Raw genomic sequence first — 13,159 nt, forward strand, 5'->3', positions numbered from 1 at the left:
CGCCCAGATGGTCTAGGAACTTACATGTCTGAATCTTTTGCCGCCCTGTTTGAAGAATCCCTGACACGCACCGAAATGCGTCCGGGCGAAGTGATCACCGCTGAAGTCGTTCGTCTCGAACACGGCTTCGTCGTCGTGAATGCCGGCCTCAAGTCCGAAGCCTACGTGCCGATCGAGGAATTCAAGAACGACCAGGGCGTGCTCGAAGTCCAAGTGGGCGACTTCGTGTCGGTGGCCATCGGCTCCATCGAAAACGGCTACGGCGACACCATCCTGTCGCGTGACACCGCCAAGCGTCTGGCTTCCTGGATGAGCCTGGAAAAGGCCCTGGAAACCGGCGAATTCGTCACCGGCACCACCAGCGGCAAGGTCAAGGGCGGCCTGACCGTTCTGGTCAACGGCATCCGTGCCTTCCTGCCGGGTTCGCTGGTCGACACCCGTCCGACCAAGGATCTGACCCCCTACGAGAACAAGACCCTGGAATTCAAGGTCATCAAGCTCGACCGCAAGCGCAACAACGTGGTGCTGAGCCGCCGTGCCGTGGTGGAAGCCTCCATGGGCGAAGAGCGCGCCAAGCTCATGCAGAACCTGAAAGAAGGTTCCGTGGTGCAGGGCGTGGTCAAGAACATCACCGAATACGGTGCCTTCGTGGACCTGGGCGGCATCGACGGCCTGCTGCACATCACCGACATGGCTTGGCGCCGTGTGCGTCACCCCTCCGAAGTGGTGACCGCTGGCCAGGAAATCACCGCCAAGATCCTCAAGTTCGACACCGAGAAGAACCGCGTGTCCCTGGGTCTGAAGCAGATGGGCGACGACCCGTGGATGGGCGTTTCGCGCCGCTACCCCACCGCCACCCGCCTGTTCGGCAAGATCACCAACATCGCCGACTACGGCGCGTTCGTGGAACTCGAGCCGGGCATCGAAGGTCTGGTGCACGTCTCCGAAATGGACTGGACCAACAAGAACGTGGCCCCGTCCAAGATCGTGTCGCTGGGTGACGAAGTCGAAGTCATGGTCCTCGAGATCGACGAAGACAAGCGCCGCATCAGCCTGGGCATGAAGCAGTGCAAGGCCAACCCCTGGCAGGAATTCGCGCAGAACACCAAGCGCGGCGACCGCGTCAAGGGCCCGATCAAGTCGATCACCGACTTCGGCGTGTTCGTCGGCCTGGCTGCCGGCATCGACGGCCTGGTGCACCTGTCCGACCTGTCCTGGAACGAGCCGGGCGAAGCCGCCGTGCGCAACTACAAGAAGGGCCAGGAAGTGGAAGCACTCGTGCTGGCCGTCGACGTGGACCGCGAGCGCATCTCCCTGGGCATCAAACAGCTCGACCAGGACCCCTTCACCACCTTCGTGTCGGTGAACGACAAGGGCGCCTCCGTGACCGGCAAGGTCAAGACTGTCGACGCCCGTGGCGCCGAGATCGACCTGGGCCAGGACATCCTGGGTTACCTGCGCGCCAGCGAAATCTCGCGTGATCGCGTGGAAGACGCCCGCAACGTCCTGAAGGAAGGCGACGAAGTCACCGCCGTGGTGGTCAATGTGGATCGCAAGACCCGCAACATCCAGCTGTCGATCAAGGCCAAGGACCTGGCCGACGAGCAGGGTGCCATGGCCAACCTGAACCAGCAGTCGGCTCGCGAAAGCGCCGGCACCACCAGCCTGGGCGCCCTGCTGCGCGCCAAGCTGGACACGTCCGAGAAGTGATGTGCATGGGGCACGCCGCTGCTGAGCGGCGGCGTGCCCCTGCCAAACACGCGAACGTCACCCTGACATGACCCGCTCCGACCTGGTTGAAGAACTGGCGGCCCGTTTCGGGCAGCTGACCCACCGCGACGCCGAGTTCGCGGTCAAGGCCATCCTGGACGCGATGAACGATGCGCTGGTGCGTGGGCACCGCATCGAGATCCGCGGCTTCGGCAGCTTCTCCATCAACCGCCGGCCACCGCGCATGGGGCGCAACCCCCGCAGCGGCGAAAGCGTGGCCATTCCCGAAAAGCGCGTCCCCCACTTCAAGCCGGGCAAGGCCCTGCGCGAAGCGGTGGACCAGCGCACCAGCGAAATGCAGGCGAACGAACCCAAAAGTTGAACGCGCTACTCGCTAGAATGCCCTCACCCGGGGGACATCGATGAAACAACTGACATGGCTGCTGAAGTGGATACTGAGGGCAGCCATTTTTTTTGCCCTGCTCGCCTTTGCTCTGAACAATCAGCAGAACATCAGCGTGCACCTCTTCTTCGGCCACGTCTGGCAGTCACCGCTGGTGCTGGTACTGCTGGCCGCCTTTGCCCTGGGCCTGGCCGCCGGCGTGCTGGCCATGCTGCCGCGCTGGCTCAAGCAGCGTCGCGCCGCACGGCAGTTGCGCCGCCAGGCGCTTGCCGACAGCGAACTCGCCCTCACCACCATTCAACCGCCCCATGAATCTTGATCTGAGCTGGATCCTGCTCGGCCTGCCCGCCGCCTTCATCCTGGGCTGGCTGGCCTCGCGGCTAGACCTGCGCCAGTTGCGTATCGAGAACCGGCGCAACCCCAAGGCCTATTTCCGCGGCCTGAACTTCCTGCTCAACGAGCAGCAGGACCAGGCCATCGACGCCTTCATCGAGGCCGTGCAGCAGGACCCCGACACCTCCGAGCTGCACTTCGCGCTGGGCAACCTGTTCCGCCGCCGCGGCGAATACGAGCGCGCGGTGCGCGTGCACGAGCACCTGCTCTCGCGTGGCGACCTGTCCGAGGCCGATCGCCAGCGTGCCCAGCATGCCCTGGCGCTGGACTATCTCAAGGCCGGCCTGCTGGACCGCGCCGAGGATGCCCTCATCAAGCTCGAAGGCACGCCCTTCGAGGCCCAGGCCCGCCTGGCGCGCCTGGCCAACTACGAACGCTCGCGCGACTGGCCGCAGGCCGCCGAGATCGCCCGCCGGCTCGAAGACGCCGAGCACGGCAGCTTCAGCAGCCGCCTGGCCCACTACCTCTGCGAGCAGGCCGCCGCCCACCTGGCGCGTGGCGAAGTCGCTGCCGCACAGGAGGTGCTGGTCCAGGCCATCGATACCGCCCCCAGCGCCCCGCGCGCGCGCATCGAGCTGGCCCACCTCCAGATGGGACAGGGCCAGGCCACCTTGGCCTGCGTCACGCTGGAAGCCGCCCTGTCCGCCTGTCCGCCTGCCACGCCGCTGATCGCTGCCCCGCTGGCCCAGGCCGCCGTGGCCAGCGGCCGCACCGTGACCGTGCTGGCCAGGCTGCAGGAGATCTACGAGCAGACGCCTTCGCTGGACGTGCTCGAAGCCCTGGTGACGCTGCAAGCGGCTGCCGGGAGCAGCAACACCAGCACACGTGACTGGTACGTGCACCACCTCGAGCGCGAACCCTCGCTGGTCGCCGCCGCCAAGTGGATCGCCGGCGAGAAGCTGGAGCACGAACAGTTCCACCCCCAGGTGCAGCGCGCACTGGATCACGCCGTCAAGCCGCTCACGCGCTACCGCTGCGCCGCCTGCGGCTTCGAGGCCAAGCAGCATTTCTGGCAATGCCCGGGCTGCCAGACCTGGGACAGCTATCCCGCGCGCCGCGTCGAAGAGCTCTGAAAAAAACGACCATGACGACCATCACCAAACAACAACTCGCCAAGTCCCGCGTGCTCGTGGTGGGCGACGCCATGATCGACCGCTACTGGTACGGCGCGGTCGACCGCATCAGCCCCGAGGCCCCGGTGCCCGTGGTGCGCGTCACGCGTGAGGAAATGCGCATCGGCGGCGCGGCCAACGTGGCCAGCAACGTCGTCTCGCTCGGCGCCAAGGCCACGCTGCTGACCGTGGTGGGCGACGACGACGCCAGCCACACGCTGGAGAAACTGGTGGCCCAGACCGGCATCACCCCGCACTTCGGACGTGATGCGGCCCTGCAGACCACCGTCAAGCTGCGCGTCATCGGCCGCCAGCAGCAGCTCATCCGCCTCGATTTCGAAAACAGCCCCAAGGGCGAAGTGCTGGCCTCGCAGACCGCCGACTTCATCAAGCTGCTGCCTTCGCACGACGCCGTGCTGTTCTCCGACTACGGCAAGGGCGGCCTGGACCACGTGCACCACATGATCGAGCACGCGCAGGCCGCCGGCAAACCGGTGCTGATCGATCCCAAGGGCTCGGACTACTCGCGCTACAGCGGCGCCACCGTCATCACCCCCAACCGCGCCGAACTGCAGCAGGTGGTGGGCTCGTGGAGCAGCGAAGAAGACCTGCGCGCCAGGTCACGCGCCCTGCTGGAGAAGCTCGGCCTGCAGGCCCTGTTGCTCACGCGCAGCGAGGAAGGCATGACCTTGTATGACGCCGCAGGCGAGATCAGCGTGGCCGCCCAGGCGCGCGAAGTGTTCGACGTCACCGGCGCGGGCGACACCGTCATCGCCACCCTGGCCGCCCTGGTGGGCGCGGGCCTGCCGCTGCGCGATGCCATGCCCCTGGCCAACAAGGCCGGCGGCATCGTCGTGGGCAAGTTCGGCACCGCCACCGTCAGCTACGACGAGCTGTTCGGCACACATTGAAATTCTGAGGACAGAACCATGACACGCGTAGTAGTCACCGGGGCCGCCGGGTTTATCGGCGCCAACATCGTCAAGGGCCTGAATGCCCGCGGCATCGACGACATCATCGTCGTCGACGACCTGAGCCAGGGCGACAAGTTCCGCAACTTCGCCGACCTCAGGATCGCCGACTACGTGGACATGGACGACTTCTATCCCAACTTCGACGAAGGCCACTACGGCCAGGTCGAGGCCGTGTTCCACGAAGGTGCCTGCAGCGACACCATGGAGCAGGACGGCAAGTACATGATGGACAACAACTACACGCTGTCGTGCGAGTTGTTCCAGTCCTGCCAGGCGCAGGGCACACGCCTGCTCTACGCCTCCTCCGCCGCCACCTATGGCAATTCCGAGACTTTCCGCGAGGTGCCCGAGTTCGAGGCCCCGCTCAACGTCTACGGCTACTCCAAGCTGCTGTTCGACCAGCGCATGCGCCGCGAGCTGGGCACGAACTTCGAGAAGGCCAAGACCCAGGTGGCGGGTTTCCGTTATTTCAACGTCTACGGCCCGCGCGAACAGCACAAGGGCCGCATGGCCAGCGTGGCCTTCCACCAGTTCAACCAGTTCCGCGCGGAAGGCAAGGTCAAACTGTTCGGCGAGTACGGCGGTTACAGCCCGGGTCAGCAAATGCGTGACTTCGTTTTCGTCGACGACGTGGTAGCCGTCAACCTCTGGTTCTTCGACCACCCGGGCAAGAGCGGTGTGTTCAACCTCGGCTCCGGCCGTGCCCAGCCCTTCAACGACGTGGCCGTGGGCGTGGTCAACACCCTGCGCGGGCTCAAGGGCGAAGCCGCCCTGCCGCTGGAGCAGATCGCGGCCCAGGGCCTGATCGAGTACATCCCCTTCCCCGACGCGCTGCGCGGCAAGTACCAGTCGTTCACGCAAGCGGATCTGGCCAAGCTGCGCGCTGCCGGCTGCGATCACAATTTCGCCGACGTCCAGACCGGCGTGGCCCAGTACGTGAAGTGGCTGGCCGGTCGGGTCTGATCGTCCTCTTCCATGAAAAAAGCCGGCGGGACCCGCCGGCTTTTTTCATGGGCGCGTTCAGCACCTCATTTGCACTTGAAGACTTCGTAGGAGCGCTTGCCGTATTCGAGGGAGTTGCCCTTGACCACGGTATCGCCGCCCTTGTCGATGGCCTCGTTGCGCGCCATCTGCAGCAGGTTCTCTTCCACCGCCTCGGCGCTGCGTGTGATGGGCCCCAGGGACGACAACACGCTGAGCGTGGAACGCCCCAGCGACTTGCACTTGGTCACTTCCGTGTCCTTGGCCAGCACAACCTGGTCCGCGCCGACACGCTCGCCGATCATCGAGCTGGCACAGCCCGTCAGGCCGGCGGCCACCAGCCCCAGGGCCACGAGGCCCGTCATCTTTTTCGAAAACTGCATAGCTACTCCAATCAAAAGCAGAAAACCGGATGCCTTGAGTCTAGCGTCTCTGCGTGTATCCAAATGCAAAAAACGGGATCAGACGCCCGTGAGCTTGCGATAGGCCTCGCGCGTCGCGGGCGACACCGCGGCAAGCACCTGCGCGTGGCTGGTCTGGTGGCGGGCCTGCAGGCGCGCGGAGGCGACGGCCCTGGAGCGGCAGAACCAGTGGCAGCTGTGCTGCATGAGGAAAAGCTCGGCCGACATCGTGAACGCCTTGTCGCGCAACGGGAGCTGGCCGCGATTCTCGGCCGCCGCCGCGATGCCCTCGGCATGGATGGCCAGCGCGTGGCGCATGTCGAAGGACTGACGTGGAAGGAGCTTGTCGGCGTAGGGGAAGGCAAAGCCCAGGGTGCTGACCTGCGTCTGCCCGTTCCAGACCTTGGAGAAATCGGTGACGAAACGCTGGAACTGGCTGTTCAGCTCGGTCTCGGCCGTGCCCAGCATGCCCCAGATCTGCGCGCGGCGCTCCTCATTGTCCTCACCGAGCGCACGCAGATACCCCTCGGTGACGTTCTCCATCAGCTTCTCGATCTGGTATTGGCTCAGGTAGCCACCCAGCAGGTAGATACGGCGGCGTTGCTCACGCGCCTTGAGAAACTGGTAGCCCGCAATGGGCGCCAGCAGCAGGATCAGATACTCCATGGATAACCCGGAAAAAACAAAGAGGCCAGTGTAGTGGCTGGGCCTGGTGCTCTGTTCAGCGCTCCAGTGCCACCACCCGCTTGTAGAGCAAGCCTCCCGCGTAGAGCGAAAGCCCCACCACCACCAGGCTGCCGATGCGCAGCAGCGGTGCCGCACCGGCCAGGTCATGGAGGATGACCTTGACCAGCGAAGCCGCGAAGATGAAGAGCGAAGACTTGCCCAGGTCCTGGTCGCGGGTGCGGAAGGCCAGCAACAGCGAAGCCAGGGCCAGCGCACCCCAGGCCAGCGAGACCAGCAGCGCGTTGTCGAAGTTGCGCAGCACCACGCCCATCAGGCCGATGTGCGCGGCATAGAGGGCAAAAACAATCCACTGCCGCAACGCCGCATGGCCGCGCCCGAGGAACCAGGCAGCATAGAGTTCGGCCGTGTACAGCAGCGACAGCAAGGTGGTCTGGCCCACGCCGCCGGTGTCATCCAGCAGCACCACACGCACATAGTTCAGGGCCAGCAGACCGCCCAGCAGCAGCTTGAAGGGCAGCATGAGCTGCGCGTCAGCCGCCGGTCGCGTGACGAACAGGGCCGCCGGCGGCAGCACCAGCAGCACGGCCCAGGACGCCCAGCGGTCGGGCAGCAGCTCCAGGTAGACGGCGTGAAACAGCACCAGCGCGCAGTAGGCGCCGACGATAAAGCCGCCGGCTGCCAGCGAGACACCCAGCGCGCGCCGCGCCACCCCGTAAGCCAGCAGCAGCACGGCCGCGCTGCCCAGCGCCACCCAGGGCGCCAGCGCGGGCAGGTGCCGACTCAGGATGGCGTACTGCAGCGCGTAGAACAGCAGCAGCAGGGGCAGGTGCGCCACGCCCTCGGCCTGTGTCATGGGCCGCTCGTGGCGTACCGAGAAAGTGATGGCCGCACTCAGGAAGACCGCGAACTGCAGGGTCTGGAACACCAGGGCCACACCCCACTGGCTGCGTGCCAGCTGCTCCCAGAGCACCTGGAAGGCAACCAGGGCCATGTAGCCGGCCAGCAGATAGGGCCGGCGGTTCCCGATGGCCAGCGCGTAAAGGCAGAACACCACGCTCCAGGCCGTGAAGTAGATGACCAGATCCACCACCGAACCGCTCATGGCCCGCAACAGCAGCGGCGCGGAGTAGGAACCCACCACCGCGAACAGGCCGTAGATCTCGCTGCCGAAGATGCGGCCCAGCCAGAGCGCCAGCAGGCAGTTGCAGATCACCGCCGTGGTGGCAACACCCATCCCGATCAGGTGGTAATAAAGATGGGCACCGTAGATGGCCAAAAAGAACACCACCAGGCCGCCGGCCGGCAGCAGGCTGGCGTAGTTGCTGTCCAGGCGCCGCAGCCTCAAGCCCGCCACGATGAGCCCGACGCCGCCCAGCACGGCCAGGCCCAGCTGGCGCGGCGGCGTCAGCCAGCCCGCGTCGTAGACCAGGCGGATCAGGTAGACCGCGGCCAGCACCAGCAGCGTGGCGCCGGTCCAACCCATGACCTGCGTGACCGTGAGTTCGCTCGCGTCCACCGACTTCTCGAAGAAAGGTGAGGCCGGCGCCAGTTTGGCCTGTGGCTGCGCCGTCGCGGCAGCGTAGGGCTGGGGCTCGGTGTTGCGGAAATGCGGGTCGTCCTCGTCCCGCACCGGGGCAGCGACCGGCACACGCGGCGACAGGTTCAGCACCGCCTCTTCCAGCCGGGCCAGGCGCAGATTCAGCGCACGCAACTGCTCTTCGACATCAGCCATGGTTCCCCCCGCTTCGTGATGACAGCCGCATGCTAACCGCTCGTCCCGGGGGTCAGGCTGCGCTGCCGTAGCCCCCGCCCCCCGGGGTATGGATCTCGAAGACGTCGCCCGGCGCCATCACCGTCTGCCCGATGTGACCCAGTTCCTCGACGCGTCCGTCGGCACGGACCACGCGGTTGATGCCCGGCTGACCACTCTGACCGCCAGCCAGACCGAAGGCCCCGGACTTGCGGCCGTTGGAGAGGATGCCGGCGGTCATGTCTTCCAGGAACATCACACGGCGTACACCGCCGTCGCCGCCGCGCCAGCGGCCCACGCCGCCCGAACCCTGGCGGATCTCGTAGCCCAGCAGGCGCACGGGGAAACGGAACTCCAGCACCTCGGGGTCGGTCAGGCGCGAATTGGTCATGTGCGTCTGCACCACCGAGGTACCGTTGAAGCCCTCACCGGCACCGCTACCGCCCGAGATGGTCTCGTAGTACTGGTAGGTCGCATTGCCGAAGGTGAAGTTGTTCATGGTGCACTGGCTGGCCGCCATCACACCGAGGGCGCCATAGAGCGCGTTGGTGATGCAGCTCGATGTCTCCACATTGCCCGCCACGACGGACGCTGGCGGGTTGGGATTGAGCATGGAGCCCGGAGGGATGATGACCTTGAGCGGCTTGAGACAACCCGCATTGAGCGGGATGTCATCGTCCACCAGGGTGCGGAAGACATAGAGCACCGCCGCCATGCAGACCGCGGTGGGCGCGTTGAAGTTGTTGCCCTGCTGCGCGCTGGTGCCCGTGAAGTCGATCTCGGCGCTGCGGGCCTGGGCATCGACGCGGATGGCCACGCTGATCTGCGCGCCGTTGTCCAGCGGCAGGGTGAACGCGCCATCCTTCAGGCGCGTGATCACACGGCGCACCGACTCCTCGGCGTTGTCCTGCACGTGGCGCATATAAGCCTGCACCACATCCAGACCGAACTGCCCCACCATCTTGCGCAGCTCCTGCACGCCTTTCTCGTTGGCGGCGATCTGCGCCTTGAGGTCGGCCAGGTTCTGCTGCGGGTTTCGTGACGGGTATTCGCCGCTGGCCAGCAAGGCCAGGATCTCGGCCTCGCGCAGCACGCCGCGGTCCACGAGCTTGAAGTTCTGGATCTGCACGCCCTCTTCCTCGATGCGCGTGGAGAAAGGCGGCATGGAGCCCGGTGTCGTGCCACCAATATCTGCGTGGTGCCCTCTGGAGCCGACGTAGAACGTGGGCTCCGTCTTGCCCTCCAGATAGACCGGCGTGATCACCGTCACATCGGGCAGGTGCGTGCCGCCGTGGTAGGGGTCGTTCAGCACGTAGACGTCGCCGGGCTGCATCTTCCCCGTGTTCTCACGGATCACGGTCTTGATGCTTTCACCCATGCTGCCCAGGTGCACCGGCATGTGCGGCGCATTGGCAATCAGGTTGCCTGCGGTATCGAACAGCGCACAGGAGAAATCCAGCCGTTCCTTGATGTTCACCGAATAGGCCGTGTTCTGCAGCTGCAGGCCCATCTGCTCGGCGATGTTCATGAAGAGGTTGTTGAACACCTCCAGCAGCACCGGGTCGGCCGTGGTGCCGGCGGCGTAACGCTGCTCGCGCGGCACCCGGCGGGTCAGCACGAGGTGGTCCAGCGTGGTGAGCTCAGCCTCCCAGCCGGGCTCCACCACCGTGGTGGCGTTCTTCTCGGCAATGATGGCCGGGCCGGGGATGCGGTCGCCCGCACGCAGGTCCTCGCGCACCACCAGCGCCGCCTGATGCCACTGGCCACCCGAATACAAACGCACGGTCTCACGGCTGGGCACGGCGCGCGCCGGGTGCAGGGCGTGGCGCGGCTCGGCCGGCGCGTCGCCGGCCACCACGGCCTCCACCGACACCGCCTCGACGATCAGGCGCTTGCCCTGCATCAGGAAGGCGAAACGCTGGCGATAGGCGGCTTCGAAAGCGGTGGTGATCTCGGGCAATGAACCGAAGGGCACGATCAGCGCCGAGTCGCTGCCCTCGTAGCGCACGTGCACACGCCGCTGCACGCGCAGCGCGGCGGCGCTGAGCTGCTGGCGCTCCAGTTCGCTGCGCGCGGCCTGGGCCAGCGTGTCGAGCCTGTCGGTGATGGTCGGCAGGGCATTCGCCTCCAGCGGCAGTTCCACCGCCTGCTCGCGAATCACATTCTGGTCGGCCAGGCCCATGCCATAGGCCGAGAGCACACCGGCCAGCGGGTGCACCAGCACGCGTGTCATGCCCAGCGCGTCGGCCACCAGGCAAGCGTGCTGGCCACCGGCGCCGCCGAAACACTGCAGGGTGTAGCGTGTCACGTCATAACCCCGCGCCACCGAAATCTTCTTGATGGCATTGGCCATCTGCTGCACGGCAATGCTGACAAAGCCTTCGGCCACATCCTCGGCGCTGCGCCCGGTCTGCACGGCCAGGGCAGCGAATTTTTCGCGCACCACGGCATCGTCCAGCGCCTCGTTGGCCGCCGGGCCGAACACATGCGGAAAATGCGCCGGCTGGATCTTGCCCAGCATCACGTTGGCATCGGTCACGGCCAGCGGGCCGCCGCGCCGGTAGCTGGCCGGCCCCGGGTTGGCGCCGGCGCTCTGCGGCCCCACGCGAAAACGCGCGCCGTCGAACTGCAGGATGGAGCCGCCGCCGGCGGCCACCGTGTGGATGCTCATCATGGGCGCGCGCATGCGCACACCGGCCACCTGCGTCTCGAACTCGCGCTCGAATTCGCCCGCGTAGTGCGAGACGTCGGTGGAGGTGCCGCCCATGTCGAAGCCGATCACCCTCACCATGCCCGCCATCTCCGCCGTGGAACTGTTGAAGGCCAGCTCCGCTGTCCGTGCCATGCCCACGATGCCGCCGGCCGGGCCGCTGAGGATGGCGTCCTTGCCCTGGAAGGCGTGGGCGTCGGTCAGCCCGCCCGAAGACTGCATGAAAAACAGGCGCACGCCCGGCATCTCGGCCGCCACCTGGTCCACGTAACGGCGCAGGATGGGTGAGAGGTAGGCGTCCACCACCGTGGTGTCGCCGCGGCTCACGAACTTCATCATCGGGCTGGTGCCGTGCGAGGTGCTGACCTGGGTGTAGCCGATCTCGCGGGCTATTGCGCAGGCCGCCTGCTCGTGCGCCGTGGTGCGGTAACCGTGCAGGAAGACGATGGCCACGCAACGCAGGCCGGCATCGAATTGCGCCTGCAGGTCGCGGCGCAGCGCCCTCTCGTCCAGCGGCGTCACGAGTTCGCCGCGCGCGCCCACGCGCTCGTTGGCCTCCACCACCGCGCTGTACAGCAGCTCGGGCAGCACGATATGGCGATCGAACAGGCGCGGGCGGTTCTGGTAGGCGATGCGCAGCGCATCGCGAAAACCGCGCGTGGTGACCAGCAGCGTGGGCTCACCCTTGCGCTCCAGCAGCGCATTGGTGGCCACCGTGGTGCCCATCTTCACGCAGTCCACGCGTTCGGGCGTGATGGGCTCGCCTGCCTTCAGCCCCAGCAGGTGCCGGATGCCGGCCACGGCCGCGTCGCGGTACTGACCCGGGTTGTCAGACAGCAGCTTGTGCGTGACCAGGCCGCCATCGGGCCGGCGGCCCACAATGTCGGTAAAGGTACCGCCGCGGTCGATCCAGAACTGCCAGCGGCTGGCGCCGCCCTGTCGCGTCGTGTCTTGCATGGTGAACCCGATGGTAGTGGGTGCCGGCCTCGGGGTATGCCCGAAGCTTGCGAGGCTGATTTGGGCTTATGCTAATTCCACTTTCCCTCAACCCTCCCGGAGTCGCCATGAAATTCAAGCTTTCCCTGGCCTGCGCCGCGCTCGCCCTGTCCGTTTCCGCCCTGGCCCAGACCAAATGGGACCTGGCCGCCGCCTACCCGGCCAGCAACTTCCACAGCGAGAACATGGCCCAGTTCGCCACCGAGGTGGACCAGGCCACCGGCGGCAAGCTCAAGATCACGCTGCATGCGGGCGCCTCCCTGTTCAAGGCACCCGAGATCAAGCGCGCCGTGCAGGGCGGCCAGGCCCAGGCCGGCGAAATCCTGTTGGCCAACTTCCAGAACGAGTGGCAGATCTACGGCGCCGACGGCCTGCCCTTCCTGGCCGACAGCTACGACGCGGCCATGAAGCTCTACAAGGCCCAGCGCCCGATGATCGAGAAGAAGCTGGCCGAGCAAGGCCTGGTGCTGCTGTATTCGGTGGCGTGGCCGCCGCAGGGCATCTACACCAAGAAGCCCATCAACAGCGCGGCCGACCTCAAGGGCGTGAAATGGCGCGCCTACAGCCCGGCCACCGCACGCATAGCCGACCTGGTGGGCGCCCAGCCCGTCACCGTGCAGGCCGCCGAGCTGCAGCAGGCCCTGGCCACCGGCGTGGTGGAGTCCACCATGACCTCGGGCGCCACCGGCGTGGACAGCAAGCTCTACGAGAACCTCAAGTACTACTACGACACCCAGGCCTGGCTGCCCAAGAACATGGTGATCGTGAACAAGAAGGCCTTCGACGCGCTGGACAAGCCCAGCCAGGACGCCGTGCTCAAGGCCGCCGCAACGGCTGAGGCCCGCGGCCTGGCCGCCAGCCAGCGCGTCAACACCGAGACCCTGGCCAAGCTCAAGGCCAACGGCATGCAGGTGCTGGCCCCCTCGGCTCAACTCAAGGCCGACCTCAAGAAGGTGGGCGACACCATGCTCAAGGAATGGCTGGAAAAAGCCGGCCCCGAAGGCAAGGCCCTGGTGGACAGCTACCAGCGCTGATCCCCCGC

Annotated in this window: 11 protein-coding genes; 7 read left to right on the forward strand and 4 right to left on the reverse strand. The window is 66.3% G+C overall.

Going from position 1 to position 13,159, the window contains the following annotated elements; all coding sequences use genetic code 11:
* Positions 1-24 precede the first annotated feature (24 nt).
* From rpsA to rfaD, 6 genes are all read left to right on the forward strand, one after another.
* Positions 25-1,710, forward strand: a complete 1,686-nt coding sequence (rpsA, locus tag AO057_RS14725) for a 30S ribosomal protein S1 (RefSeq protein WP_057676659.1) — start codon at positions 25-27, stop codon at positions 1,708-1,710.
* Between the two features lie 67 nt (positions 1,711-1,777).
* Positions 1,778-2,092: an integration host factor subunit beta gene (locus AO057_RS14730; RefSeq protein WP_057676660.1), complete on the forward strand. Its 315-nt coding sequence runs from the start codon at positions 1,778-1,780 to the stop codon at positions 2,090-2,092.
* Positions 2,093-2,132: 40 nt separating this feature from the next.
* Complete coding sequence (locus AO057_RS14735) at positions 2,133-2,432, forward strand: lipopolysaccharide assembly protein LapA domain-containing protein (protein WP_057676661.1); 300 nt, start codon at positions 2,133-2,135, stop codon at positions 2,430-2,432.
* Positions 2,422-3,579 (forward strand): lipopolysaccharide assembly protein LapB, encoded by a 1,158-nt coding sequence (gene lapB / locus AO057_RS14740; protein ID WP_057676662.1) that lies wholly within the window; start codon positions 2,422-2,424, stop codon positions 3,577-3,579. The genes AO057_RS14735 and lapB overlap by 11 nt, the downstream gene beginning before the upstream one ends.
* Before the next feature lie 11 nt (positions 3,580-3,590).
* Positions 3,591-4,529: a D-glycero-beta-D-manno-heptose-7-phosphate kinase gene (gene rfaE1, locus AO057_RS14745; protein ID WP_057676663.1), complete on the forward strand. Its 939-nt coding sequence runs from the start codon at positions 3,591-3,593 to the stop codon at positions 4,527-4,529.
* Positions 4,530-4,547: 18 nt separating this feature from the next.
* The gene (gene rfaD / locus AO057_RS14750) at positions 4,548-5,555 is read left to right on the forward strand and encodes an ADP-glyceromanno-heptose 6-epimerase (protein ID WP_057676664.1); all 1,008 of its coding nucleotides are present in this window, start codon (positions 4,548-4,550) and stop codon (positions 5,553-5,555) included.
* A gap of 65 nt (positions 5,556-5,620) precedes the next feature.
* Here rfaD and AO057_RS14755 read toward each other — a convergent pair whose 3' ends face one another.
* The 4 genes from AO057_RS14755 to AO057_RS14770 all read right to left on the reverse strand — a co-directional run bounded on the left by AO057_RS14755 (position 5,621) and on the right by AO057_RS14770 (position 12,078).
* Positions 5,621-5,956, reverse strand: coding sequence for a DUF4156 domain-containing protein (locus AO057_RS14755; RefSeq protein ID WP_057676665.1), 336 nt, complete (start codon positions 5,954-5,956; stop codon positions 5,621-5,623).
* Positions 5,957-6,034: 78 nt separating this feature from the next.
* Entirely contained in the window at positions 6,035-6,640 is a 606-nt protein-coding gene (locus AO057_RS14760; protein WP_057676666.1) for a hypothetical protein, read from the reverse strand.
* A 55-nt stretch (positions 6,641-6,695) separates the two neighbouring features.
* Positions 6,696-8,393 (reverse strand): DUF2339 domain-containing protein, encoded by a 1,698-nt coding sequence (locus AO057_RS14765; protein WP_057676667.1) that lies wholly within the window; start codon positions 8,391-8,393, stop codon positions 6,696-6,698.
* Positions 8,394-8,445: 52 nt separating this feature from the next.
* The gene (locus tag AO057_RS14770; RefSeq protein ID WP_057676668.1) at positions 8,446-12,078 is read right to left on the reverse strand and encodes a hydantoinase B/oxoprolinase family protein; all 3,633 of its coding nucleotides are present in this window, start codon (positions 12,076-12,078) and stop codon (positions 8,446-8,448) included.
* 107 nt (positions 12,079-12,185) lie between these two features.
* Between AO057_RS14770 and AO057_RS14775 the strand changes: the two genes are divergently transcribed.
* Positions 12,186-13,151, forward strand: a complete 966-nt coding sequence (locus AO057_RS14775) for a TRAP transporter substrate-binding protein (RefSeq protein WP_057676669.1) — start codon at positions 12,186-12,188, stop codon at positions 13,149-13,151.
* Positions 13,152-13,159: the final 8 nt, after the last annotated feature.

The organism is Curvibacter sp. PAE-UM (assembly GCF_001432305.1).
Taxonomy (GTDB): domain Bacteria; phylum Pseudomonadota; class Gammaproteobacteria; order Burkholderiales; family Burkholderiaceae_C; genus Hylemonella.

What these genes read in the sequence shown, in the direction of transcription:
- AO057_RS14765 (WP_057676667.1), bottom strand. Translation starts at nt 8,393, where the DNA reads ATGGCTGATGTCGAAGAGCAGTTGCGTGCGCTGAATCTGCGCCTGGCC.
- AO057_RS14770 (WP_057676668.1), bottom strand. Translation starts at nt 12,078, where the DNA reads ATGCAAGACACGACGCGACAGGGCGGCGCCAGCCGCTGGCAGTTCTGG.
- rpsA (WP_057676659.1), top strand. Translation starts at nt 25, where the DNA reads ATGTCTGAATCTTTTGCCGCCCTGTTTGAAGAATCCCTGACACGCACC.
- rfaE1 (WP_057676663.1), top strand. Translation starts at nt 3,591, where the DNA reads ATGACGACCATCACCAAACAACAACTCGCCAAGTCCCGCGTGCTCGTG.
- rfaD (WP_057676664.1), top strand. Translation starts at nt 4,548, where the DNA reads ATGACACGCGTAGTAGTCACCGGGGCCGCCGGGTTTATCGGCGCCAAC.
- AO057_RS14755 (WP_057676665.1), bottom strand. Translation starts at nt 5,956, where the DNA reads ATGCAGTTTTCGAAAAAGATGACGGGCCTCGTGGCCCTGGGGCTGGTG.
- lapB (WP_057676662.1), top strand. Translation starts at nt 2,422, where the DNA reads ATGAATCTTGATCTGAGCTGGATCCTGCTCGGCCTGCCCGCCGCCTTC.
- AO057_RS14735 (WP_057676661.1), top strand. Translation starts at nt 2,133, where the DNA reads ATGAAACAACTGACATGGCTGCTGAAGTGGATACTGAGGGCAGCCATT.
- AO057_RS14730 (WP_057676660.1), top strand. Translation starts at nt 1,778, where the DNA reads ATGACCCGCTCCGACCTGGTTGAAGAACTGGCGGCCCGTTTCGGGCAG.
- AO057_RS14760 (WP_057676666.1), bottom strand. Translation starts at nt 6,640, where the DNA reads ATGGAGTATCTGATCCTGCTGCTGGCGCCCATTGCGGGCTACCAGTTT.
- AO057_RS14775 (WP_057676669.1), top strand. Translation starts at nt 12,186, where the DNA reads ATGAAATTCAAGCTTTCCCTGGCCTGCGCCGCGCTCGCCCTGTCCGTT.